General features: G+C 63.7%; 20 protein-coding genes. 15 read left to right on the top strand and 5 right to left on the bottom strand.

Annotated elements, in window-relative coordinates:
* Window positions 1–204: 204 nt before the first annotated feature.
* A complete protein-coding gene (locus QRN52_RS10900) occupies window positions 205–1,608 on the top strand; it encodes an MFS transporter (protein WP_284752741.1) in 1,404 nt (467 codons plus the stop codon).
* Here QRN52_RS10900 and QRN52_RS10905 read toward each other — a convergent pair.
* From QRN52_RS10905 to kynA, 3 genes are read right to left on the bottom strand one after another with little or no spacing between them, the layout of a single operon-like run.
* Window positions 1,560–2,414 carry a PaaX family transcriptional regulator gene (locus tag QRN52_RS10905; RefSeq protein ID WP_284752742.1) on the bottom strand — a complete coding sequence of 285 codons (855 nt, stop codon included), beginning with the start codon at window positions 2,412–2,414 and terminating at the stop codon, window positions 1,560–1,562. The genes QRN52_RS10900 and QRN52_RS10905 overlap by 49 nt on opposite strands.
* The gene (kynU, locus tag QRN52_RS10910) at window positions 2,411–3,649 is read right to left on the bottom strand and encodes a kynureninase (RefSeq protein ID WP_284752743.1); all 1,239 of its coding nucleotides are present in this window, start codon (window positions 3,647–3,649) and stop codon (window positions 2,411–2,413) included. The genes QRN52_RS10905 and kynU overlap by 4 nt, the downstream gene beginning before the upstream one ends.
* 39 nt (window positions 3,650–3,688) lie before the next feature.
* Entirely contained in the window at window positions 3,689–4,558 is an 870-nt protein-coding gene (gene kynA / locus QRN52_RS10915; RefSeq protein ID WP_284752744.1) for a tryptophan 2,3-dioxygenase, read from the bottom strand.
* A gap of 159 nt (window positions 4,559–4,717) precedes the next feature.
* Between kynA and QRN52_RS10920 the strand changes: the two genes are divergently transcribed.
* The 7 genes from QRN52_RS10920 (at window position 4,718) to QRN52_RS10950 (ending at window position 14,611) form a co-directional block, all read left to right on the top strand.
* A complete protein-coding gene (locus QRN52_RS10920) occupies window positions 4,718–6,184 on the top strand; it encodes an aspartate kinase (protein WP_350225145.1) in 1,467 nt (488 codons plus the stop codon).
* Window positions 6,185–6,297: 113 nt separating this feature from the next.
* Entirely contained in the window at window positions 6,298–7,698 is a 1,401-nt protein-coding gene (locus QRN52_RS10925) for a diaminobutyrate--2-oxoglutarate transaminase family protein (protein WP_284752745.1), read from the top strand.
* A 41-nt stretch (window positions 7,699–7,739) separates the two neighbouring features.
* Window positions 7,740–11,825, top strand: a complete 4,086-nt coding sequence (locus QRN52_RS10930) for a Pls/PosA family non-ribosomal peptide synthetase (RefSeq protein WP_284752746.1) — start codon at window positions 7,740–7,742, stop codon at window positions 11,823–11,825.
* Between the two features lie 53 nt (window positions 11,826–11,878).
* Window positions 11,879–12,376 (top strand): HAD domain-containing protein, encoded by a 498-nt coding sequence (locus QRN52_RS10935; protein ID WP_284752747.1) that lies wholly within the window; start codon window positions 11,879–11,881, stop codon window positions 12,374–12,376.
* Window positions 12,377–12,545: 169 nt separating this feature from the next.
* The gene (locus tag QRN52_RS10940; protein ID WP_284752748.1) at window positions 12,546–13,760 is read left to right on the top strand and encodes an inorganic phosphate transporter; all 1,215 of its coding nucleotides are present in this window, start codon (window positions 12,546–12,548) and stop codon (window positions 13,758–13,760) included.
* Window positions 13,757–13,978, top strand: coding sequence for a hypothetical protein (locus tag QRN52_RS10945; RefSeq protein ID WP_284752749.1), 222 nt, complete (start codon window positions 13,757–13,759; stop codon window positions 13,976–13,978). The genes QRN52_RS10940 and QRN52_RS10945 overlap by 4 nt, the downstream gene beginning before the upstream one ends.
* Window positions 13,979–14,014: 36 nt before the next feature.
* The gene (locus QRN52_RS10950) at window positions 14,015–14,611 is read left to right on the top strand and encodes a dihydrofolate reductase family protein (protein ID WP_284752750.1); all 597 of its coding nucleotides are present in this window, start codon (window positions 14,015–14,017) and stop codon (window positions 14,609–14,611) included.
* Here QRN52_RS10950 and QRN52_RS10955 read toward each other — a convergent pair.
* A complete protein-coding gene (locus QRN52_RS10955; protein WP_284752751.1) occupies window positions 14,564–15,031 on the bottom strand; it encodes a hotdog fold thioesterase in 468 nt (155 codons plus the stop codon). The two genes, QRN52_RS10950 and QRN52_RS10955, sit on opposite strands and share 48 nt — an antisense overlap.
* Window positions 15,032–15,230: 199 nt before the next feature.
* Here QRN52_RS10955 and polA point away from each other — a divergent pair, with 199 nt between their 5' ends.
* From polA to QRN52_RS10980, 5 genes are all read left to right on the top strand, one after another.
* Window positions 15,231–17,873, top strand: coding sequence for a DNA polymerase I (gene polA / locus QRN52_RS10960; RefSeq protein WP_284752819.1), 2,643 nt, complete (start codon window positions 15,231–15,233; stop codon window positions 17,871–17,873).
* An 86-nt stretch (window positions 17,874–17,959) separates the two neighbouring features.
* Entirely contained in the window at window positions 17,960–19,276 is a 1,317-nt protein-coding gene (locus QRN52_RS10965; RefSeq protein WP_284752752.1) for a GNAT family N-acetyltransferase, read from the top strand.
* A gap of 42 nt (window positions 19,277–19,318) precedes the next feature.
* Entirely contained in the window at window positions 19,319–20,251 is a 933-nt protein-coding gene (locus QRN52_RS10970) for a polysaccharide deacetylase family protein (protein ID WP_284752753.1), read from the top strand.
* Between the two features lie 167 nt (window positions 20,252–20,418).
* Complete coding sequence (rpsA, locus tag QRN52_RS10975; RefSeq protein ID WP_284752754.1) at window positions 20,419–21,894, top strand: 30S ribosomal protein S1; 1,476 nt, start codon at window positions 20,419–20,421, stop codon at window positions 21,892–21,894.
* Window positions 21,895–22,245: 351 nt separating this feature from the next.
* On the top strand, window positions 22,246–22,611 hold the full coding sequence (locus QRN52_RS10980; RefSeq protein ID WP_284752755.1) for a hypothetical protein: 366 nt from the start codon (window positions 22,246–22,248) through the stop codon (window positions 22,609–22,611).
* Window positions 22,612–23,200: 589 nt separating this feature from the next.
* On the opposite strand, the gene QRN52_RS10985 is transcribed toward QRN52_RS10980, so the two are convergent.
* Window positions 23,201–23,890: an IMPACT family protein gene (locus tag QRN52_RS10985; RefSeq protein WP_284752756.1), complete on the bottom strand. Its 690-nt coding sequence runs from the start codon at window positions 23,888–23,890 to the stop codon at window positions 23,201–23,203.
* A gap of 22 nt (window positions 23,891–23,912) precedes the next feature.
* On the opposite strand from QRN52_RS10985, the gene coaE reads away from it, so the two are divergent.
* Window positions 23,913–25,133, top strand: coding sequence for a dephospho-CoA kinase (gene coaE, locus QRN52_RS10990; protein ID WP_284752757.1), 1,221 nt, complete (start codon window positions 23,913–23,915; stop codon window positions 25,131–25,133).
* A complete protein-coding gene (locus QRN52_RS10995) occupies window positions 25,097–25,474 on the top strand; it encodes a hypothetical protein (protein ID WP_284752758.1) in 378 nt (125 codons plus the stop codon). Before coaE ends, QRN52_RS10995 begins: the two co-directional genes overlap by 37 nt.
* The last annotated feature ends 17 nt before the right edge of the window (window positions 25,475–25,491 follow it).

Raw genomic sequence — 25,491 nt, forward strand, 5'->3', positions numbered from 1 at the left:
GGAAGTTCATGGTTCCAGACTACTCCTGGTGCCCGGAGTGATCACGTGCCCATGGCCTCCTTGTCCGTGCCGGGCAGCGCGGAGATTCGATTCCCGATCATCGGTAAGCGCATGGCGCCGGTCACACGAAAACCGCGAGTGTTGATCTCCTCACCCCCGGATCTCCGTCCGTACAGAGACAATGCCGTCCCAAGGAGAAACCCCATGGCAATAACCACCCGGAAACAGGCTACGATGCGCAAAACCCCCGGAAAAGCAGCCCTCGCGTCGTTCCTCGGGAGCACCCTCGAGTATTACGACTTCTTCATTTACGGCTCTGCGGCCGCGCTGGTCTTCGGGCCGCTGTTCTTTCCCTCCGACGATCCCGCCGTCGGCCTGATTGGCGCCTTTGCCACGTTCGGCGTCGCTTACATAGCGCGCCCGGTGGGAGGGCTTGTGATGGGCCATTTCGGCGACAAATTGGGAAGGAAGAAGATCCTGCTCATCACGCTCGGCGTCATGGGCCTTTCTTCGCTGGGCATCGGCTTCCTGCCGAGTTACAGCCAGATCGGGTACTGGGCGCCGGTCCTGCTGGTTGCCGGTCGCCTGGCGCAGGGATTCTCTGCCGGGGCTGAGTCTGCGGGAGCATCGACGCTGACACTGGAACACTCGCCGGAAGGCCGCCGCGGCTTCTTTACGAGTTTCGTGATGACCGGCTACGCCTCCGGGATGGTCCTCGCCACCTTGGTCTTCATTCCGGTCGCCGCCTTGCCCCGCGACGCACTCATGAGCTGGGGGTGGAGGATCCCCTTCTGGCTGTCGATTGTGGTCCTGGCCATCGCCTACTGGGTCCGCACCCATCTGGATGAGACTCCCGTCTTCGAAGACGCAAAAGAGAAGGATGCGGTGGCTTCCTTGCCGATCCGCGATGTGCTCAAGTTCCAGTCCATGGACGTGGTGCGCGTTATTGGGATGTCCATCATGTCGGTCATGCAGACCATCTTCACCGTCTTCGGTTTGGCCTATGCAACGGGTGCGGCCGGCTTCGACAAGACGGCAATCCTTACGGTGAATGCCGTGGCGATCGGACTGTCAATGTTCGTCATGCCCCTCGTCGCGAGGCTATCGGACAAAGTGGGGCGGCGACCATTGCTCCTGACCGCAGCCATCGGCTGCTCGGCTACGATCTTTGCCTACTTCTGGACGCTGTCCACCGGCAACATCTGGCTGGTTTTCGCCGCGGCCTTCGTCAACATGACACTGCTCTACTCATGCTTCAACGGCATCTGGCCTTCATACTTCGCCGAACTGTTCGCGGCCCCCGTCCGGTACTCCGGCATGGCCATCGGCAACCAGCTAGGACTGGTGGTCGCGGGTTTCGGCCCGCTGATCGCCGGCCTGCTGCTCGGCAAAGGCGCTGACGGCTGGGTGCCCGTGGCGGTGTTCGCGTGCGCCTGCATGGCTATTGCCGCTGTCTGCGTAGCTTTGTCGAGGGAAACAGCGAAGACGCCGATCGGGGAGCTAGGCGCGCCCTACCTGCTGGGCATGGAGCTTCGGGCGTCCCAAAAGGATGGCAGCGGCTATGCTTCCAACATCGTCCGGACGAACTCCGCGCTTGGCCGTGAATAGGCGGCTCCTAGGCGCTCGAACAAGGCGATTCCCGCCGTGCCGGGCCAATCCTCGGGAAGGAACTCCGCCGGCAGCCCCGGATCCAGGTACGGAATGATCCGCCACCGGTCAATGCATCGGACATAACGGGCGAAGATTTCGGCGGAGGCAGGGCCGCCGTCGGAATCGTTGCCCTGGCCGCCTTCTTCGGCCGCGGAACCATGATGCCGGATGAAGTCGCGATGCAGTTCTGCCACGGCGTCCAGGTCCCACCACGCGGATGCGGCATCGCGGAGGCTGCCGCCCACCAAGGGAGTATCCGTGACGAAAACCGTGGCCATGCCGCGCAGTTCCAGGTCCTCCAGGATCTCCTCCACTTCCTCCCGAAGGGAATCCGGGCAGATCCACAGCCCTGCTGCCACCGTGCCGCAGCCGATCCAGTGCAATCGCCGCCGCAATTGGTGCCGTTTTTCGCGCTCCGTTTCCGGAATGGAAAAGGACACGAGGCACCAGCGGTCCTCCGAGGACATAAGGCGCGGGTTGAATATCCGCCGGTCGCCGCGGGCAAGCATCGATGCGGCGCCCTCGGTGACGGCGAAGCCGGGAACACCGTGACGCTGCTGCGGAAGGACGATTTCCTTCTTCTTCAACCGTGACAAGGCCGTCCGGGAAACAGCCGCGGTCACGCCAAGGGCCTCCATGAGGGCGATGATGTGCCTGGTGGACATCCATCCGCCGGCGTCGCGCAGGTACAAGCCGATCACCGTGCGCAGCAACGACGTGGTACTCCCGGGCCGGGAGTCCATGTCGTCGAGGACGGCACTCACAGGAGCTCGGCGAGGGCGTCCCGGATGGCGGTCACGCCCAGCTCAACCTCCGCGTAGCTGGTGCTGAGCGGCGAGAGGCCGATCCGCAGTCCGTGCGGGGGGCGGAAATCCGGAATGACACCCCGCTCCCAAAGCGTCTGGGTCACCTCGCCGAACAACGGATGGTCCACCGTGATGTGCGAGCCACGCTCTGCGGTGTTGCGCGGGCTGACAATCTCGGCACCGAGGGGGACCAACATGTCCTCGGCCAAGGCAGCTGCGTACTCGGTGAGTTTGATGGACTTCTCCCGCACGGCGTCCATGCCCACCGACGCGATCAGCTCAACCATGTCCTTGAGCGGCTGCATGGCCAGCACCGGGGGAGTGCCGGTGATGAAGCTGCGGATCCCCTTGGCGGGTGCGTAGCTCTCCGTCATGCCGAAAGGGTTGTCGGCGCCCATCCAGCCCCAAATGGGCTGCTGCAAGCGGTCCTGCTGCGCAGCGCTGACATACGCGAACGCGGGAGAGCCCGGGCCGCCATTGAGGTACTTGTACGTGCAACCCACAGCAAGGTCCACGCCCCAGGCGTCCAGTTCGAGGGGGACCGAGCCTACCGAGTGGCACAGGTCCCAGAGCATGAGAGCACCGGATTCCTTGACCATCGCGGTGATTGCCGCGGCATCCGCCAGGAAACCGGAACGGTAAGCCACGTGGCTGAGCACGACGACGGCGGTCCGCTCGCTGAGCAGTCCCTCAAGGTCCGTGGTCCGGACGCCGCTGGCCGGATTGGAAGCGACCCACTTGATGGTGGCGCCCTTCTCAGCGGCGATGCCCTCGATGATGAAACGGTCAGTGGGGAAGTTGTCCCGGTCCACCACAATCTCATCGCGGCCCGGCTGGGCGTCTACCGCTGCCCGGATGAGCTTGTAGAGCATCACGGACGTGGAATCTCCCACGGTGACCTGGCCGGCGGCCGCACCCAAGGTGACGACGCCGATCCGGTCGCCCACCGTAGTGGGCTCGTCCATCCACTGTTCGTCCCAGCCGCGGATAAGTCGGCTGCCCCAGGCGTCCTCGACGAAGGACGCGAGCTTTGCCGACGTCGCCTTGAGCGGCCTTCCGAGCGAGTTCCCGTCAAGGTAGGCGGTGAGCTGGCCGTCCGCCGGGGAGTAAAAGGCCTCACGCTGCCCGGCGAGGGGATCCGCGGCGTCGAGTTCCGCCGACGTCGGCCGTTGCGTTTGCTGCGCGCTGTTCATGTCTCTCCTGAAACTGCTGGGGTTGCTTGGAATTACTGTTCAGTTGCCGATTTCGGTGCGGACGGCGTAGAGCTCCGGGAAGAAAGTCAGGTCAAGGGCCCGCTTGAGGAAGTCGACGCCGGAGGAGCCTCCCGTGCCCACCTTGAATCCGATGGTTCGCTGCACTGTCCGCAAGTGGCGGAAGCGCCAGGCATGGAAGTTGTCCTCGATGTCCACGAGGTCTTCGCAGGCCTCGTAAAAACCCCAAGGCGTGGCTTCCGATTCGTAGATCTCCTGGAAGACCGGGACCAGGTCCTTCTGGAACGTCCACGGTTCGCTCGTGTCACGTTCCAGGATGTCGGCGGGAACGGAATAACCGGCCCTCGCCAGCACTGCGAGGAAGGCGTCATAAAGAGTCGGCTCCTCCAAGAGGGTGCTGAGCTGGCTGTGCGCCGCCGGATCGCTCTCGAAGACCCGGAGCATGTCGCGGTTCTTGTTGCCCAGGAGGAACTCGACGCCGCGGTACTGGTGGGACTGGAAGCCTGACGAACTGCCCAGGAAGCGCCGGAATTCGGAGTACTCGCGCGGAGTGAGCGTGCCCAGGACAGACCACTGCTCGGTCATGGTCCGCTGGATCGCCTTGACGCGCGCGATGCATTTGAGGGCCTTTGCAAGGTTGTCCACATCAAGGAGCCGGCGGGCTTCAAGAAGCTCATGCAGGATCAGCTTGAGCCACAGTTCGCTGGTCTGGTGCTGGATGATGAACAGCAATTCGTCGTGGTGTTCGGGTCTGCTCAATGGGTGCTGGGCAGTGAGGAGGCGGTCAAGGTCCAGATACCCGCCGTAGGACATGGCCTGGCTGAAGTCGGTGCGGACCGAATCCTCGATAGGCCTGATGCTTCGGGCGGAGTGGCCGGTACGGTTTTCCATACATTGATCGTATCACTATCATGACGAACGTCAAGATAATGAAAATCTGAGGATGCGTGACTGACGTTCCAAGGCCACTTTTTGTTGCCTAAGTGAACCGCCGGCGGAGTCTGTACGTTGTAAGATCGGCAGGGGGGTATGCGGGCTCCAGGAGGCTCCATGTACCAGCAGACAGTCAGCATTCGGGATTTACCAGCAGACCGTCGGCATCCGGAGGTAGACGGCCTAGAACACTTCCTCGGTCTCGAACAGATGGCGTTACGTACACGCTCAAAGCTTCGGGCCCGGGACCTCATAGTGCAGAAATACGGGGGCTCCTCCGTAGCCGATGCGGCAGCCATCAAGCGGGTCGCCCGGCGGATCGCCGAGACCCGGGAGGCCGGACACCCGCTGGTGGTGGTGGTTTCGGCCATGGGCGACACCACCGACGAACTGCTTGACCTGGCCGTGTCACTCAGCCCCAGTCCTCCCGCCAGCGAACTTGACGCGTTGCTGACCACGGGTGAACGGATTTCCGTGACGCTCCTGGCGATTGCCCTGTCCGACCTTGGTGTCCCTTCCCGGACCTTCAGCGGAAAGAAGGCCGGACTGATTACCGACGGCATCCACGGCAAGGCGCACATCGTCAACGTTGACCCGCACCATATCCGCGCCTGCCTGAAACGCGAAGAAGTTGCCATCGTGGCTGGTTTCCAAGGGAAGGGCCTCAAGAAGAAAGAGGTCACCACGCTGGGCCGGGGCGGTTCGGACATCACGGCCGTCGCCTTGGCGGCCGCGTTGGGGGCCGGTATGTGCGAAATCTATACCGACGTCGACGGCGTTTATACCGCGGACCCGCGGGTCGTTCCCCGCGCGCGGAAAATCGATGTCATTTCAAACGAGGAAATGCTGGAATTGGCTGCGTCCGGTTCCAAAGTGGTGCATGCCAGGTGCCTTGAGTATGCCCGCCGTTTTGGCGTCCCCATCCATGTGCGTTCGTCTTTCAACCGTGTCATGGGCACCCTGATCCTCCCAAGCCAGGACCAAGAGGCGGTGTGGGACCACAAGCCGGTCTGGGAACGGGCTCCGGCCGTTGAGCAGCCAGTGGTCTCTGCAGTTCTCTGTGACCGGTCCGTGGCGAAGCTAAAGGTCATAGGCGTCGCGGATGGGGTGGGAAAGTCTGCGGAAATCTTCGGGCTTCTTGCCGACGCGCGCGCCCAGGTTGACATGGTCGTTCAAAACAGCTCGGCCGCGCGTGCCGGCGGCAGCGACATTTCGCTGGCGATTCCCAGCCGGGACGGATTCCGTGTCCGTGAGGCCTTGTCCGCTGCCCAGGGGGCCATCGGCTTCATCGACCTCCAGTACGACGGCCAGATCGGCAGGCTGTCGCTGATCGGGGTGGGCCTGCGCACTGACGCCCAGGTCTTTTCGCGGCTCTTCAAGGCCCTTTCGGACGCGGGAGCCGAGATCGAGCTGATCTCGGCGTCCGACATGCGCATCGACGTCGTTGTCCGCGCGGCAGCGCTCGAGGACGCGCAGCGCTCCGTGCGGTTCGCCTTCGGGCTGGACGATGCAGGAAAGGACCCGGCAGGACAGGAGCAGGCAGGACAGGAGCAGGCAGGAGAGGAGGCCAGCAAAGCGCCGTAGCGGGGCCGCAGCACCGGCACCCCATCTTCCCCGCGTCGCAAAAGGCACGGCAGCGGGACGCGCTCAGTCATTGATCCGCCGCCGCGGATCCACGGGATAAGGACCCGATCGCCATGCACACACACCCGCAGCAGGCTACCTTGACCTCGGCACATGTAACCGGGCCCCTGCCAGGACCCGGATCTGCTGAATTGTTGGCTCGCCAGGAACTCCACGAATCCAATGCCCGTACCTATCCGCGGCATCTTCCCATCGCGATTGCCGAGGGCTCCGGTGCCTTTGTGCGGGACGTCGATGGCAATGTCTTCATTGATTTCCTGGCCGGTGCCGGGGTTTTGTCCCTCGGGCACAGCCATCCGGAACTGGTCGAGGTCGTGGCGGAACAAGTGCGGATCTTGAGCCATGGGCTTGATTTCCCGACGCCGGTGAAGGACGCCTTCACGAGCGCACAGCTGTCCATGCTTCCTTGGGGACTTGGCGATCGGATGAAGATCCATTTCTGCGGACCGACCGGTGCAAATGCCGTGGATGCTGCCATCAAATTGTGCAAGACCGCCACCGGACGCGGGGACATCGTGTGCTTCCAGGGAGCATTCCATGGCAGCAGTGCCGTGGGGATGGCGTTGACTGGACTAGTTGAACAGAAACAACCGGTGGCGAACGGGATGCCCGGAGTTCACTTCTTCCCCTATTCCTACTGTGCGCAGTGTCCCGTAGGCCTGCGCCCGGAGACTTGTGCGACCAACTGTGTCCAATTCTTCGAACATTCCCTCAAAGACCCGCTTGGGGGCATTCCACTTCCCGCAGCCGTCATCATGGAAATGGTCCAGGGCGAGGGGGGAGTTGTTCCGGCCACCGTCGAATTCGCGCGAACCGTGCGCAGGGTGACCCGTGAGCTGGACATCCCGCTGATTATCGATGAGATCCAGACCGGGTGCGGGCGCACGGGAACGTGGTTCGCGTTCGAGCAGTACGGGATCGAGCCCGATGTCATCGTGGCATCCAAGGCCCTTAGCGGAATAGGCCTCCCCGTTGCGCTGATCATCTACAACAAGGACCTCGACCGCTGGCTCCCGGGTGCCCACACCGGGACATTCCGCGGAAACCAGTTGGCATTCGCCGCGGGGGCTGCGGCCGTGGAGATCATCCGGCGCGACGACGTTCTCGGCAACGTCCGTAGCCGCGGCGCGCAGATTGCCCGGCTCCTCGCGCCCTTGACCGCAAACCCCTGGGTGCGCGAGGTACGGGGCCGGGGCCTGATGTGGGGAATCGAGTTCCGCGATCCGGGGACAGGACGTCCTGCCGGACACCTGGCCCGCGCAGTGCAGCGAAATGCCCTGGAGCGGGGCCTGATCCTGGAATGCGGCGGGCGGGAGGACTGCGTGGTCCGGCTCTTGCCGCCGCTGAACATCACGGCGGAACTCGTCGACGCCGCTTGCGAGCTGCTGCTGGCTGCCATTGCCGAACAAAGTTCCACCGCAGGACAGAGTGCCAAGGCAGGGGCGGTCCGATAGGGCCCGCCGGCCGGACGCAGGGACAGGACCAGGAGGGGAACATGGGAAGGCACGTGACTGCTCAGGGCAGTACGACACAGGGCAACACAAGGCAGGGCAACACAAGGCAGGGCAACACGATCCGGTGGAGCCCGGGCGAGCGGCTTGAGGAGCTCTTCGAGGACCGGTGCGACCGGCAACGAGCCGAAGGCCGCAGCCGCCATCCGGCAGTGGAAACAGCGGATGGTTCGCTCAGCTATGAAGAACTCGACTCCCGGGCCAACCAGCTCGCCCGCTACCTCCTTGCCCGCGGTGTGAGCCCGGGCGAAAGAATCGCACTGCTGTTCGATGACCCGGTGTGGTCCTATGTCAGCATGCTCGCGGTCCTCAAGGCCCATGCCGTCTACGTGCCCCTCGACCCGGCGTTCCCTCCAGAGAGAATTGCCTACATTGCCGCCGACGCGGACGTCACCATGATCCTGACTGTCTCCCGCCTCGCGGACAGCCTCCTGACCGGGACTGCGGCCCCCGCGGTTCGCATGGACAAGGAGGACCGCCGCATTGCCGCGTTCGAACCCTCCCGCTTGGGCTGGGCGGGGCAGGAGTCCCCGGCCAACGGACTGGCCTACATCATCTACACCTCGGGATCCACCGGACGGCCAAAGGGAGTAGCCATAGCCCACGCCAGCATCTGCCACTTCGTACGGATTGCCGCCGAAACCTACGGCTACGATTCCGGCGACCGGGTCTACCAGGGCATGACCACGGCTTTCGACTTCTCCGTGGAGGAGATCTGGGTGCCTTGGATGGTAGGGGCCACCTTGGTGCCCCGACCGCCCGGGAACAACCTCCTCGGGCCGGATCTTGCCGAGTTCATCGAGGCCCGGAACATCACCGCCCTTTGCTGCGTGCCGACCCTGCTCGCCACGCTCGATGACGAGCTGCCCGGGCTGCGGTTCCTGCTCGTCTCCGGTGAAGCCTGCCCGGAGGACCTTGTGGAGCGTTGGCACCGGCCCGGCCGGCGGTTCCTGAATGTCTACGGGCCCACCGAAGCGACCGTGACGGCAACCTGGGGCACGGCGGAGCCCGGCAAGCCCGTGACCCTGGGCAAACCGTTGCCCGGCTACTCGGCGGTCATCCTGGATCCCGTCCAGGACCGCGCCTTGCCTCACGGCGAGCTGGGCGAAATCGGTCTGGCGGGGGTGGGGCTCGCCAGGGGGTACATCAACCGGCCCGAGCTGACAGAAAGGGCTTTCATTCCCGATTTCCTGGGCTTGGCGGACAACCCCTCCCATCGCATTTACCGCACGGGTGACCTGGGCCGGTTCAACGACGACGACGAGATCGAGTACCACGGCCGCGCCGACACACAGGTGAAGGTCCGAGGCTATCGGATTGAGCTGAGCGAAATCGAAAACGTCCTTCTGCAGATACCCGGGATAGCGATGGCCGTTGTGAAGACGTGGGAGCCCGAGCCGGGAATCACGGAACTTGCCGCCTACTACACGATGCACCAGAACGTCCCCGAGGTGGCAGGAGGAGACATCCGTGCCTGGCTGCGCGAGCGGCTTCCCGCCTACATGGTGCCGGGCTATTTCCAGTCCCTCCGGACCATGCCGATGATGGTCAGCGGGAAAGTGGACCGCAGCCGCCTTCCACATCCCGCCGGGCCGCGCACGGTCAGTACAGACTTCGCTGACACCAGTCCGGTGACGCCCACGGAACGGATCCTCGCCCCGGCTTTGGCTGCGGCGCTCCGGCTCACGTCGGTTTCCACCACCGCCAACTTCTTCAACGACCTCGGGGCAAACTCCCTGCTGATGGCGCATTTCTGCGCCAACGTCCGAAAGGAAGCCAACTCACCCTCAGTCTCGATGCGCGAGATCTATGCATATCCGACCATCGCCGCATTGGCGGCCGCCCTCGACGCCGCGAACGACGAGGCACTGGCGGGGGTCGGCGCCGGAGGGAGGGGAACTGCGACGGCTGAACCGTTCCTGCGAGTGGGGACTGCCCAGTACCTGCTGTGCGGGGTTTTGCAGGCTTTGGCCGCCCTGGCCTACGCGTACGTCGTCGTGCTCATCCCCTCCGCCGGCGAACAGTGGATCGGCGGGTCCCGGCAGCCGGGCGTCCTCGTGGCGCGCTCCGTCGTCGTCGGCACCATATCGTTCCTGGCCCTGGCAGTCATGCCCATTGCGCTCAAATGGGCGCTCATCGGCCGGTGGAAGGCCGAGGAGTTCCCTCTCTGGTCCTTGCGGTACGTCCGCTTCTGGTTCGTGAAGACATTAGTCAACACAAGCCCTGTCCGCTTGTTCGTCGGGACACCGGTCTTCCCCCTGTACCTCAGGGCGCTGGGGGCCAGGATCGGCCCGAGGGTAACCATCCTCTCCTCAAGGATTCCGGCCTGCACCGACTTGCTGACTGTGGGAGCGGACACAGTGATCCGGAGGGACTCAACGTTCAGCTGCTACCGTGCCCAGGCCGGCCGGATCCAGACGGGGCCCGTCATCCTAGGCCGAAACGTCCTGATCGGCGAACAAACGACGCTGGAGATTGACACGGCCATGGGCGACGACGCCCAACTGGGGCACAGCTCCTGCCTGCATCGCTTCCAGAGTATTCCGCCTGGCGGCGCCTGGGCCGGCTCCCCGGCCGAGCCCACCAACACCAGCTATCGCAGGGCGGGACAAGCCGCGTCCGGGACGGCCCGCCGGGCCAGTTTCAGTTTCTGGACCGTGGTGGTCCACGTGGTACTGGTGTCGTCCATCGGGCTTGGAGTCATCGACGTCGTACTCGCTTCCCTCCCCACGGGCGAAACAAACCCGGCCAAGCCGCTATTCTGGCAAGCGCTTCTGCTGATCTCCGCCGTCCTTCTTTTCGGCAGCATCCTGGCCGCTTTCGCCGTCGCCGCCACCGTTCCGAGGCTGCTGGCGTTGCTTCTGGTTCCAGGCAAGGACTACCCCCTCTACGGCGTCCGCTTCGGACTGTTGCGGACAGCCCAGCGGCTGACCAACCTCAAAGCACTCCTCCAGCTCACCGGAGACAGTTCCCTGATCGTGTACTACCTGGACGTCCTGGGCTATCACCAACCGGACATGGTGCAGACCGGATCCAATTTCGGCGTCGGGCTGAAGCATGACAGCCCCACACTGACTACGGTCGGCAGCGGCACCATGGTCTCGGATGGGCTTTCAATCATCAATGCCGACTACTCGAACACCGCTTTCCGCCTTTCGCCCGCCACCATCGGGGCCAGGAGCTTCTTCGGCAACAACATCGCCTATCCCGCCGGAGCCAGGATGGGGGACAACTGCCTCCTGGGGACCAAGACCATGGTGCCTTTGGACGGTCCGCTACGCGAGGGGGTGGGCCTCCTGGGCTCACCGCCCTTTGAAATACCGCGCACCGTGGACCCTGACAACACCTTTGATCGGTTCAGGACGGCGGAGGAATTGCGGCGCCGGATCCCTGCAAAGAACGTACACAACACCGTGACAGTGATCCTCTACCTGCTTGCCCGGTGGGCTGAACTGTACGTGATTCTCCTCGCCGCCTGGGCATCGCAGGCCTTCCTTCCCGCCGCAGGGGGGCTCTCTGCGGTGGCCGCACTGGCAACAATGGTCATCACCACGGGCGTCCTGATGGTCCTCGTGGAGCGGGCGTCCCTCGGCTTTGGTCGACTTTCTCCGACCTTCTGCTCCATCTACGAAGTGCCCTTCTGGCGGCACGAGCGCTACTGGAAACTCGGCGCCGGGGGAATCGTGCAAATGTTCAACGGCACGCCCTTCAAACCCGTGATCTGGCGAATCCTGGGCGTCCGGATGGGCAAGAAGGTCTTCGACGACGGTTGCGGGATCCCGGAAAAGACCCTCGTCACCATCGGGGACTACTGCACCCTCAACGCTTACGCCGTGGCGCAATGCCACTCCATGGAGGACGGCGCGTTCAAACTCGATGCCATCACCCTTGGCGCCGGCTGCACCCTGGGCGTGGGTGCGTTCGTCCATTACGGCACCACCATGCATGACGGCTCGGAACTCGAAGCCGACTCGTTCCTGATGAAGGGCGAGGATGTCCCGGCCGGCGGCATCTTCGGCGGCAATCCTGCACGCGAACTGACCCGGCAAACGGTCCCCGGACTGCTATAACGCCAACGCGTGGCTTACGCTGGCCTTGTTGGCACGTCCGGGAGGGGGACTGCATGACCACCGTGTCGCTGTATCTGGACGTCGACGGCGTGGTGAACCCCTTCGGTTCCATGGGCTTCACTGATTGGGGTACGGAATGGAAAATCGCCGACGCCGGAATCCTCGACGTCGTTTACGCGTCCGAACTGGTTGGCGAACTCAATGAGCTGGCCGCGCACCCCGCGGCGAGGTTTGTTTGGCTGACCACGTGGCAGCGGCTCGCCCCTGAGTTCCTGTGCCCTGCAATCGGTCTCCATGGCGAGCATTGGCCCGTCCTGACCAGCGACGGTTGGGACCAGACCGCCGATTGGTGGAAGCTGGACGTCTTGCAGAAGGACGTCCAGGAGTCCGGAGCCGAACGCATCGTGTGGATGGACGATCAGCTGAACCATGAAGCCGCTGCCCGGTCCTGGGCCGAGTTCCTCGGCAACCGTGTGCTTTGGATCTCACCGGACCCGCGGCGGGGCCTGTCACGCAGCGATATCGCGGCTGTTCGGCAATTCCTTGGATGATTCGATGTTTGGCCATGCCGGCAAATGGCACGTAAGATTCTTAAGGTTTCACGCCCGCCATAGTTAATTCCGCCAGTACAGTCAGATGAACGCGTGCTGAACTGTTTTTTGTTGGGCAGGCCCGGGGAAGTGGAACTGCGCATCATCGACTCTGCAGATTGGGCACCAGGTGGGAATCACCTTCATGGTCGCGCTTGTCATAGCGCTGGCCTTATTTTTTGACTTCACCAACGGCTTCCACGACACTGCGAACGCCATGGCGACTCCGATCGCCACGGGTGCCATCAAACCCAAGACGGCTGTTGCCTTGGCCGCGGTGCTCAACCTCGTGGGCGCGTTCCTCTCGACCGAAGTGGCGAAGACCATTTCGGGAGGACTTATCCGAGAGGGCACGGACGGTATCCACATCACGCCGGAGATCATCTTCGCCGGGCTGATGGGGGCCGTCCTGTGGAACATGTTCACGTGGCTCAAGGGGCTGCCGTCGAGTTCTTCGCACGCGCTTTTTGGCGGCCTCATCGGGGCGGCGATCGTCGGCATCGGATTCCACGCCGTCAACTTCGATACCGTGCTCCAGAAGGTCATCCTTCCGGCCGTCTTCTCGCCACTGCTCGCCGGTGCCGTGGCCTATCTATGCACCAAGCTTGCCTACGCCCTGACGTCCCGGCATGACCCCGAAACCGGCGACAAGCTGACCCAGAAGCGCGGCGGATTCCGTACCGGCCAGATCTTCACGTCGAGCCTTGTCGCCTTGGCCCACGGTACCAACGACGCGCAAAAGACCATGGGCATCATCACCCTCGTCCTGATCGCCGCCGGAACCCAGCCGGCCGGCAGCGGCCCGCAGTTCTGGGTCATCGGGGCCTGCGCACTCGCTATCGCCATAGGAACCTACGCCGGCGGATGGCGCATCATCCGGACGATGGGTTCCGGGCTGACCGACGTCAAGCCGGCCCAAGGCTTCTCTGCCGAGGCGAGCACCGCTTCGGCCATCCTCGCTTCCTCCCACCTTGGCTTCGCGCTCTCTACCACGCAGGTGGCCTCCGGGTCGGTCATTGGCTCGGGCCTCGGACGCAAAGGCACCACGGTGCGCTGGGGAACCGTGGGGCGCATCGCCACCGGCTGGCTCTTCACCCTCCCTGCGGCCGCGATCGTGGGCGCCTTGACGGCGTTCCTCATCGGTACAGGCACTGTCGGCGTGGTTATCGCTGCAGTCGTGGGCACCGCCGTCGTCGTCTACATGTTCATCTACTCGAGGAAGTCGCACGTTGGCCACCACAACGCCGTCGAAGTCGAAGAAGCCGGCACCGCAGTCCGCTTCCGCAAGAAGAACGCCAAGAAACAGAGTCTGAGCAAAAGCATGAGTAAGGACATCCAGGCATGAAGTGGTTGGATCTGGTGCAGGTGGCCGGCGCGACCCTTGTGGCAGCTGTGCTCCTCGTAGTGCTGTATTCGCTCGGTGTCCGCCTCACCGCCATCGCGGGCGACGCCCGGCAGAAGTCGCCGGTCATGGTGCGGTCCCTTGCGTACGTGTGTTTCGCGGCTTGCGGAATCGCCGTGCTTTTCGGGATCTATCTGATCGTTCCGTACTTCACGAAGTAGCTGGGAACGCCGCCGCCTCATGGGTAGGGTGGGGCCATGGCGGATTTCCAGTACTACGTGGCATCCTCGCTTGACGGGTTCATCGCTACCAAGGATGACGATCTCGGCTGGCTGCTCCAGTTCGAAGAGGCCGAGGGCGTCACCGAAAGCTACGAAGACTTCATGGCGGGCATCGGCTGCATAGTCATGGGCGGCCAGACCTATCGCTGGCTCATGGAACATGAACCGGGCAAATGGCCCTATCCGGGTGTTCCATGCTGGATCTTCACCCACCGCGAATACGCGGCGCCGCCCGGCGCGGACGTCACGTTCGTGCGTGGCGAGGTTGAGGAATTCGCGCCGGACCTGATTGCCGACGCCGGCGACAAGAACGTGTGGCTAGTTGGCGGTGGAAACCTGGTAGCCCAGTTCGCCAAGGCCGGCCTGCTGGACGAGATGATTGTCACCCTTATCCCGGTCGCCTTGGGTTCCGGTAAGCGCTTGTTGCCTGTCGAGAGCCCGACGGCGCCGCTTGAGTTGATCTCGTCCCGCACCCTGGGTGGCGCGGCAGTCGAGGTGCGCTACAGGTTCCCAGCGCGTGCCGGGTCAGCGGGCCCTGTTCTCCCGGATCATGTTGGTAATCCGGGCAGTTGACAGCCGTCGGCCGTGTTCGTCGGTCATGACGATTTCATGGGTGGCGAGCGTACCGCCCAAATGGATGGCTGTGCACGTACCGGTGACCAGGCCGCTTGCTATGGAGCGATGGTGGGTAGCGCCCACCTCGATCCCTACGACGTGGCGTCCAGCTCCGGCATGCAGGGCCGCCGCGAAGGAGCCCAGGGTTTCGGCGAGAACCACGTGGGCTCCGCCGTGGAGGATGCCCGCAACCTGGGTGTTGCCTTCCACCGGCATGGTGGCGACGGTCCGTTCAGGGCCCAGTTCAAGGAACTTGATGCCCATCTTCGCCACGAGCGAGCCTACGCCATAGCGGGAAAGCCAACCGTGCAACTCCTGCGGAACGCCGGCCGCATTGAGTTCGTCGGTGAACGGGCCCGGCGTGAAATTGTCCATCATGGCAACTAGGCTGGCACCTGTGAGCGAAACAACCAAACCGGACTCAGTTCCAACGGCAACGCCAGTGTCAACTGGAACAACAACATCAACTGCAACAGCAACATCAACTGCCACCGCAACGGCACCAGACCCTTCAACAAGCAGTGCGGACACCGCGACAGGTGGCCGGCCGAGGCTCTTGGTCCTTGATGGCCACTCGATGGCGTTCCGGGCGTTCTATGCCCTGCCGGCTGAGAACTTCGCCACATCCTCGGGTCAGCACACCAACGCGGTGCATGGCTTCACGTCGATGTTGATCAACCTCATCAAGGATCAGAAGCCCACCCACGTTGCGGTGGCATTCGATGTCTCGGACGACACGACGTTCCGCAAGGCGGAGTACAGCGAATACAAGGGTGGCCGAAACGAGACGCCGCCGGAGTTCCGCGGACAGATCGACCTCATCGACCAAGTCATGGAAGCGTGGGGCATCAAGACCATCAAGATGCCCGGATACGAGGCCGACGATATCCTCGCCACGCTCGCGGCGCGAGGGGAGGCCGCGGGCTACGAAGTCCTCTTGGTGTCGGGGGACCGCGACGCTTTCCAGCTCATCACGGACAACGTGTTCGTCCTGTACCCGAAGCAGGGCGTGTCCAATATTCCCCGCATGGACTCGGCAGCCATCGAAGAAAAGTACTTCGTTCCCCCGTCCCGCTACTCCGATCTGGCCGCGCTGGTAGGGGAGTCCGCTGACAACCTCGCCGGCGTTCCCGGCGTCGGCCCCAAGACCGCAGCCAAGTGGATCAACCTTTACGGCGGCCTGGAAGGGATCCTGGAGAACCTGGATTCCATCGGCGGCAAAGTCGGAGGAGCCCTCCGGGAAAACATCGACGCCGTCAAGCGCAATCGCCGCCTCAACCAGCTCCTCAAAGACCTTGAGCTCCCAGTGACGCTCGCCGAACTCGAGGAGCCGCGCCCGAACCGCCAGGAGGTCGAGACACTCTTCGACACCCTCGAATTCAGGACCCTCCGTGCCCGGCTGTTCGCACTCTACGGCGACGACACAGCCGGAGCGCCTCCCGAGACCATCGACGCGCCCGACTACGCGGTCCTGCAGGACGCCGCCGCCTTGGAGGCCTTTTTCGCTGCGGGCTCGGGCAGCCGCGCCGCAGTTGCCGTGCAGTTGGTTCCCGGGCGGATTGGCGACGACGCCGCTGCCCTCGCCGTCGTTCGGTCCAACGGGGCCGCTTATATCGAGCTGTCGTCCTTGGACGCTGCGGCTGATGCCGTCCTGGCCAAATGGCTGCGGGATCCCGAAGAGGCCAAGGTCATGCACGAGTTCAAGGACGCTCTGAAGGCCTTGCACCACCGAGGACTTGGCCTGGAAGGCGTGGTGGACGACACCGCCATTTCGGGCTACTTGATCCAGCCGGACCGCCGCAGCTACGAGCTCGCCGAACTCGCCCAGCACCACTTGAGGATCACCATCACGGCTGTGGCGGCCCAAACCGGCCAGCTGGAACTCGATCTTGGTGATGGGCCGGACGGTGCCGCGGCCAGCGCGCTCGTCCAGCAGGCCGCCGTCGTGCACGCACTGAGCAAGCACTTCGAAAGCGAGCTCGCCGAGCGCAAGGCCGAGGCGCTCCTGACCACGCTGGAGCTGCCGGTCGCACGGGTCCTGGCCCAGATGGAACTCTCCGGCATTGCCATCTCTACGGAACGCCTGAACGAACAGCTCGCGGACCTCGCGAAGGTGATCGACAACGCCCAGGAGCAGGCATTTGCCGCAATCGGCCACGAGGTCAATCTTGGCTCTCCCAAGCAGCTCCAGACCGTCCTCTTCGAAGAACTTGGCCTGCCCAAAACCAAGAAGATCAAGTCTGGCTACACCACGGACGCCGCCTCGCTGAAGGCGCTCCTTGAGAAGACCGGCCACGAGTTCCTGGTGCAGCTCATGGCTCACCGGGAATCCTCCAAGCTGGCCCAAATGCTGGAGACGCTCAAGAAATCAGTGGCTGAGGACGGACGTATCCACACTACGTACGCGCAGAACGTCGCGGCCACGGGGCGCATTTCCTCGAACAACCCCAATCTGCAGAACATCCCGGTGCGCAGTGAGGAAGGCCGGCGCGTCCGCGGGATCTTCGTCGTCAGTGAGGGCTACGAATGCCTGCTATCGGCTGACTACTCGCAGATCGAAATGCGTATCATGGCGCACCTGTCCGGCGACGAAGGACTCATCCAGGCGTACAAGGAGGGTGAAGACCTGCACCGCTATGTCGGCTCGCACATCTTCAACGTTGCGCCGGAAGAGGTCACCAGTGCCATGCGCTCCAAGGTCAAGGCGATGTCCTACGGATTGGCCTACGGGCTTACCTCGTTCGGCCTGTCCAAGCAACTGGAAATCTCCGTCGACGAGGCCAGGACGCTCATGAAGGACTACTTCGACCGCTTCGGCGCAGTGCGCGACTATCTGCGTGGCGTGGTGGAGCAGGCCCGGATCGACGGCTACACCTCCACGATCGAGGGCCGCCGCCGCTATCTTCCGGACCTGACCAGCACGGACCGCCAGCACCGGGAGATCGCCGAACGCATCGCGCTGAACTCGCCCATCCAGGGTTCGGCGGCGGACCTCATGAAGCGGGCCATGCTCGGCGTCTCTGCCGAGTTGACCAGCCAGGGGCTGAAGTCCCGGATGCTGCTGCAGGTCCATGACGAACTCGTGCTCGAGGTAGCCCACGGCGAACGCGAAGCGGTCGAAAAGCTCGTCACCGAGCAAATGGGGACGGCAGCACAGCTCACGGTCCCGCTGGACGTGCAGGTAGGTGTCGGCTCCAGCTGGTACGACGCCGGCCACTAGCAGGCGCACCGGCCTGCTTGCAGGCTTGCACGGGGCACGCCGCCACTATGGTGGCGTGCCCCGTGCTGTCTGGCTAGGCTCGGGACGTGGCTGATCCCAAGGAAACCAACGAAAAATACAACGTCAAGCGCTTTCGTTCCGTCGACAAGGAGAACCCTGACTACGGACAAGCACGTGATTGGCTCCGGGCCGTCGGCTTCGGATTCCACGACGAGCAACGAAGCGATGATCTCATCGACAAGATCCTCGCGATGTACCAAGCGGACAACCGTGAGCTGACGGGCGTCTACGTCAACGACGAACCACCGTTGCACGCGCTCAACCCGGGGTTTCCGGTGGCTACCTTTGGAACGCTGGAAAACAAGCTGAATGTTGGCTTCGGCCAGGAACTGCGGACCCGCCAGATCACGGCTGTCACCGTCCGCGGAACGCACCGGCGGCACGGCATCCTGCGGGGGATGATGACCGCGGATCTCGCCGATGCCAAGGATGACGGCTTCGCCATGGCCGCCCTGACCGCGTCCGAGGCATCCATCTACGGCCGCTTTGGCTTTGGCGTCGCAACCTTTGAGCGGAGCATCAAGGTTGACACCGGTCCGAAATTCTGCGTCCGGCACGAGCCCGTTGGCCGGGTGGAGATCGCAGATCCAAGAGTCCTTCTCGAACTCGCGCCCGAGGTTTTCGAACGCGCTCACCACCGCACGCCGGGGTCCATCGTGAGGCAGGACTCCTACCGCCATCACGTGTCCGGGGCCATGAAGCGCGACGGCAGTGAGGACAAGGCAATCAAATGTGCGCTCCACTACGCACCCGATGGCACCATTGACGGCTACGTGTCCTACAAGTTCGCCGGCTGGGAAACGAAGCCATACACCGTGGAAGTCGTGGACCTTGTCGCCGCGACGGACTCCGCGTACCTGGAACTGTGGCAATTCCTGGGCAGCATCGATCTCATCGAACAGGTCTCCTGGCCTGAAGCCCCCGTTGAAGACCCGCTGGCGTGGGCGCTCGAGGACGGACGTTGCGTCACGTCCTCCGACTATCGCGACATGTTGTGGTTGCGCGTCCTGGACGTCCCTGCGGCCTTGTCAGCCCGCCGCTACGGCGCCGATGGACGCTTGGTGCTGGAAGTCCGGGATGCGCTTGGTTTTGCCGACGGTATGTGGGAATTGACGTCCGACGGTGGCGTCGTCACCGTCAGTGAGTCGAGTGGCGGGAGCCAGGAATCGGGCCCGGACCTGAGCATGGATGTCACGGACCTGGGGTCTGTCTATTTGGGTGCCGTCAGTCCTGTAATCTTGGCTTCGGCAGGCCGGATCCGCGAGCACACGCCGGGAGCAGCATTGGCTGCCCAGCACATGTTCGCCGTCGAACGCCCCGCCCATTGCCTGACGCACTTCTAGGCACATCTCCACACGCAGGATCAACAACAGAAGAAGGATTCCATGGGGGAATTCCAGCCGGGGGGCCGCTCCTCCGGCACATCAGGGCTGCCGGGCCGGAGGTCGTTGCTGGCGGTCGCCGCCGGACTCGCGGTGACCGGCCTGGCCGCCTGCGCCCAGCAACCGGCAGGTGCACCGTCGCTTCGCCCCACATCGGCTTCAACGCCGGTCGTCGAAGCGGTGGGCCAGCGTCCGGTCGTGCCCGAAACGCGGCCCGCGCCGCCGTCGAGGTCCCAGGTTGTGGCCGAATTCTCCGGGCGCAAGCCCGTCGAATGGGGGCTTGATGTCACTGGCGTTGTTTCAAAAACACCGTCCACGCATGCGGTCTTGACGTTTGATGCCTGCGGTGGCCCCCACGGCTCGGACTGCGATCAACGCTTGCTCAAGACCCTGCGCAAGCTCAACGTTCCCGCCACGTTGTTCGTCAACGGCCGTTGGATCAAGGCCAATCCCGGGCTGGCGGCCGATCTCGCGGCCGATCCGTTGTTCGAACTCGGCAACCACGGCTTCCGGCACGAACCCTTGTCGGTCACCGGTCGCTCAGCGTACGGCATTCCGGGCACGGCCAGCGCGGGCGAGGTTTATGACGAAATCATGGGCAACCAGGAAGTCATGGAGCAGCTCTGCGGCAAGGCCCCCCGCTTCTTCAGGGCGGGCACTGCCTACTACGACGACGTCGCGGCGGCGATCACCAATGCCCTCGGACTGGTGCCGGTGAGCTTCACCGTGAACGGCGACGGCGGCGCCACCTTCCCGGCCCCTACTGTTGCCACGGAAGTGGGAAAAATCGCCGCGGGACGGGGCTCAGGCCAGATTGTGATCTCGCACTTCAACCAGCCCGCCGGCGGCACCGCGGAGGGCTATGCACGTGTCCTGCCAAGCTTGTTGGACCGCGGTGTGACGTTCGCTCGGCTGGGTGACACGCTGCCGCTTTGACCCTCCTTGAGGCGAACGACTAGAATGAACGGGCGCATGCTACGTGCGCGCAAATTTACAATCCACAATTCAGGATGACCCGGCGTTTTGCCGTGTCCTGCGGACCGGCGACGGAAAGCGGGCGGTTTGCCTGACCGATACTCTATCCACAACGGAGCCCCTACTACATGACCATCACCTCCACCGAGAAGCCCGGTACCCCCGTAGTCGCGATCAACGACATCGGTACCGCTGAGGACTTCCTCGCAGCTGTCGACGCCACCATCAAGTACTTCAACGACGGAGACCTCGTCGAAGGTATCGTCGTCAAGGTTGACCGCGACGAAGTCCTGCTCGACATCGGTTACAAGACCGAAGGTGTCATCCCTTCCCGCGAGCTTTCCATCAAGCACGACGTTGACCCCGGGGACGTCGTCTCCGTTGGCGATCAGGTCGAAGCCCTGGTGCTCACCAAGGAAGACAAAGAAGGCCGACTGATCCTCTCCAAGAAGCGTGCTCAGTACGAGCGTGCCTGGGGCGACATCGAGAAGGTCAAGGAAGAAGACGGTGTTGTCACCGGTACCGTCATCGAGGTTGTCAAGGGTGGTCTTATCCTCGACATCGGTCTGCGCGGCTTCCTGCCCGCATCCCTCGTCGAGATGCGCCGCGTCCGCGACCTCGCTCCGTACATCGGTCAGCAGATCGAAGCCAAGATCATCGAGCTGGACAAGAACCGCAACAACGTTGTTCTTTCCCGCCGTGCATGGCTCGAGCAGACCCAGTCCGAGGTTCGCTCCACGTTCCTCAACAAGCTGGAAAAGGGCCAGGTTCGTCCCGGCGTCGTTTCCTCCATCGTCAACTTCGGTGCATTCGTGGACCTTGGCGGCGTAGACGGTCTGGTTCACGTTTCCGAGCTGTCCTGGAAGCACATCGACCACCCGTCCGAGGTTGTCGAGGTTGGCCAGGAAGTCACCGTCGAGGTTCTCGAAGTGGATCTGGACCGCGAGCGCGTATCCCTGTCCCTCAAGGCCACGCAGGAAGACCCGTGGCAGACTTTCGCCCGCACCCACGCCCTCGGCCAGGTTGTTCCGGGTAAGGTCACCAAGCTGGTTCCGTTCGGTGCGTTCGTTCGCGTCGAAGACGGCATCGAAGGCCTCGTTCACATCTCCGAGCTGGCTGTCCGCCACGTTGAGCTTGCTGAGCAGGTCGTCTCCGTTGGCGACGAGCTCTTCGTCAAGGTCATCGACATCGACCTCGAGCGCCGCCGCATCTCCCTCTCCCTCAAGCAGGCTAACGAGGGCGTTGACGCTGACAGCACCGAGTTCGACCCGGCTCTGTACGGCATGGCCGCTGAGTACGACGAAGAGGGCAACTACAAGTACCCCGAGGGCTTCGACCCCGAGTCCAACGAATGGCTCGAGGGCTACGAGACGCAGCGCGCCGCTTGGGAGCAGCAGTACGCTGACGCCCAGGCGCGTTGGGAAGCTCACAAGAAGCAGGTTTCCCAGCACGCTGCTGACGACGCCGCTGCTGCCGCTTCCGGCGAGAGCGACTCCGGCACCACCAGCTACTCCTCCGAGCCGGCTGCTGCCGAGTCCAACGCGGGCACCCTGGCATCCGACGAGGCCCTCGCAGCTCTGCGCGAGAAGCTGACCGGCAACTAATTCAGCCGAAAAGCCACGAAGGCGCCCCTTCCACTTGGAGGGGGCGCCTTCCGTTTAACCCAACGCGGGGTCACTTACGGCCCGTGTTGGCGCCCGACATGGGCCGTAAGTGACCCCGCGTTGGCAGCGAGGAGTGGGCATATGCCCACTATGTCCAGTGGTGGCGGGCACGGGAGGGCATGTCCCTGTGGGGTGGACGCTCGGCCCTGGACGTCGACCGATTTGAGTCCCGACGAGCTGCCGATCACGGATGCCAGCCCTTCACCGGGATCGCACCGGAGATTTGGGGATAACTAACTGATGACGATCTATCAGATACGTCGCACGCGCTGCTAGCATGTGGTTGGCTCTTTGGACAAGGTCAATGAAACCAAGGGGAAAGTCATTGTGCTAAAACATCTCAGGACCGGCCTTGTGATCGCTTCGCTATCGACCTTGCTGGCTGCGGGGGCAGCCGTTCCGGCCTATGCCGCGACTTCCGAGAAAACCGTCGAGAACGCTTCAAAATCCGACCGACGGGAAGTGGAGCTCAGGATTCTGGCCGAGCTGACGCAGAAGATCGCATTTGCGGCGATGGCCGGGGACGAGATTGCGAAAGACTCCCTCAGCGCGTTGAGCATGCTCGACGAGGAGCAGGAGTCGGAACTCGCCCGGATCCTCCTGGATGAGGGATTCATTCAAGCTTCTCAGCGCCCAGGTAGTGGGGTATTAGCGTGACGAAGGTTCGCCTGACCGGGACGTACGTTACGGGAAGCGGCGTCGTGTTGAGCACGAACGGTGCAACTGCACATGTCGTGCACTCATACGAGCCCGGATCGAGCATATCCTGTTAGTAACTTCAGCCACTACGTTTCTGGCGGGCGGGGCTATTTCCAGACCACAGTGACCGTGACCCGGTCCATTTTCGGGTGGAACCACTCCACGAGATCCGCTAATCTCCGACTGGTTACCAGCGGCCCCGGAGTAGTCTCGTGCGGATGGGCGTGATCAGACTTATGAACCCCTTGGTTCCAACTTTTTCAGAGGCGGTACTTTCTTTTGCCCCGCTGGCTTTCCTCTTGCTGGCAGCGCTGGCGATCATGACTTTCTATACGATCAAGCTATTCCGAAAGGCAAGATCCAGGGCGCGCCCGCAGAGCTCACTCGGAAGGACTGCATCGCAGGATTACCACGATCTGAAATAACAGTTTGCCAGGATCCAAGCGTCAACCACAGGACATGCCCCTCGTTGACTGCAAGGAGTGGACATATGCCCACTATGTCCAATGGTGGTGGTCAGGGGAGGGCATGTCCCTAGCGCGGGTGCTCAGGCCTGGACGTCGACCCATACCGTTCCCCGCAACTGGAGGCCCGAGGCGCCGCCGGTCATGGATGCCAGCCGCTCACCGGCGTCCGCGATTGCGCCTGGATCATCGGGTAGCGCCACGCGCAGGATTGTCTCCGAGGGCTCGTAGCTTGTTTCGGCCATGACGTGGCCCGCGGAGCGCAGATCGTTTTCAAGCCTTCCGGCCGCGTGGTGGGGCACGGGGATGTCGCAAATCCGCAGGCGGCGTCGCTGAACCAGGGGAGCGGAGTCCAGTGCGGCCGAGACTGACTCGGAGTAGGCGCGGACCAGTCCGCCGGCGCCCAGGAGGATGCCGCCGAAATAGCGCACGACGACGGCACTCACGTCGCTGAGGTCAGTCACCCCGGGCAGTGTCTCGCGTTTGATGAGCGCCTCGAGCATGGGGATGCCGGCAGTTCCGGAGGGCTCGCCGTCGTCGTTGGAACGCTGGATGACGCGATCCGGACCGAGGACGAATGCCGAGCAGTGGTGCCGGGCGTCATGGAACTCCTTGCGCAGTTCCGCCACCAGGGCCCGGGCGGCGTCCTCGTCGGAAGCGCGGCGCAGCACCGTGATGAAGCGCGAACGCTTGATCTCGAGTTCGTGGCGGAAATCGTCTCCCGGCGCCAATGTTGTGTACGCGGTCGCCCGGCTTTCTTCCTGTTCTGCCACCGACCCAGTCTAGTGTGGAGGGGTGCTGAAGATTGGACTTACCGGCGGGATCGCCTCCGGCAAATCGCTCGTGTCCGCCCGGCTGAGGGAGTTGGGCGCTGTCTTGATCGACGCCGATGCGCTTGCCCGCGAGGTCGTGGAGCCGGGCACTCCGGGCTTGGCGGACGTCGTGGCCGAGTTCGGTGAAGACATCGTCGACGCCGAGGGTCGCCTTGACCGGGCACGCCTCGGCGCGATCGTGTTCGCTGAGCCGGATCGCCGGGAAGCGCTCAACGGGATCATCCATCCGCGCGTCAGGGAGAAGGCTGCGGCGATGCTCGCGACCGCAAAACCCGGAGACATCGTCGTCCAGGATATTCCGCTCCTGGTCGAAACCGGGCAGGGCAGCAGCTTCCACCTGGTGCTGGTGGTCGATGCGCCGGACGAAGAACGGATCCGGCGCATGACGGAGATCCGCGGCATGACGGTCAAGGACGCGGTGTCCCGGATGGCCGCGCAAGCCAGCAGGGATGAACGGCTGGCGGCGGCCGACATCGTGTTGGACAACTCGGCACGGCCCGAAGACGTCACGGCGCTCGTGGACACCTTGTGGGAAGAACGCTTGGCGCCGTTTGCCCGCAATCTCGCAGCGGGCCACCCGGCGCCACGATCCGGCGGCCCCGTGTTGTCACCGCCAAACCCCGGCTGGCCGGTCCAGGCTGAACGGCTGCTTGCCAGGATCCGCCGGGCATCCCCGGAGGTGTTGGGCGCAGACCACATCGGTTCGACATCGGTACCCGGTCTTCCTGCTAAAGACATCATCGACCTGCAGGTAAATGTGTCCTCGCTGGAAGCCGCGGACCGGATAGCACGGGACTTGGGTGAGGCCGGATTCCCGTTGCGGGAGGCCTCCGCCCGAGATACGCCCAAGCCGCCGGACCTGGATCCATCGGCATGGCAAAAACGTTTCCATTGCAACGCGGACCCCGGGCGGCCGGCCAATGTCCATGTCAGGGTCCTCGGAAGCCCGGGCTGGCGATATGCGTTGTTGTTCCGGGATTGGCTCCGCGCCAACCCCGACGCCGTGGGAATGTATGCGGCGATGAAACAGGAGCTTGCCGCGCAGCACGCCGGCGACGGTCGCACCTTGGCATATGCGGAAGCGAAGGAGCCCTGGTTCACCGAGGTCGCCTGGCCGCTCATGGATGCCTGGGCCAGCAGAAGCGGGTGGCAGCCGCCGTCGTACTCGGTGGCGCAACGCTAGGCATGGCACGCATGGCCGGGAAACGGAGAATCACGCCGCATCTTGACGGGCAGCGCCTTGGCGCCGTTCGCGGCCTGGCGTGGGCCGGCGTCGTTCTCATGGCCGGCGCTGCGCTGTTGTGGTTCCTGGCCGGCGGCCGCGAGGAGTTCGTCGCCGGAACCCAGACGCCGACGTGGCGCGTTCTCGTGCCGGCCGCAGCCTTCTGGCTCGCATGGACCGTCTGGCTTGTATCCGGAGCGTGGTTCGCCATCAAGATGTTCCGTTCCATCATGGGGCGGCTCGACGACAGCTGGTTCCGGCCCGGCGGCGGCGACGGTTCAACCCGAAAACGCGGACAGTAGCTGTCCGCGGGCAGGGG

Source organism: Arthrobacter sp. efr-133-R2A-120 (assembly GCF_030209835.1).
Taxonomy (GTDB): domain Bacteria; phylum Actinomycetota; class Actinomycetes; order Actinomycetales; family Micrococcaceae; genus Arthrobacter.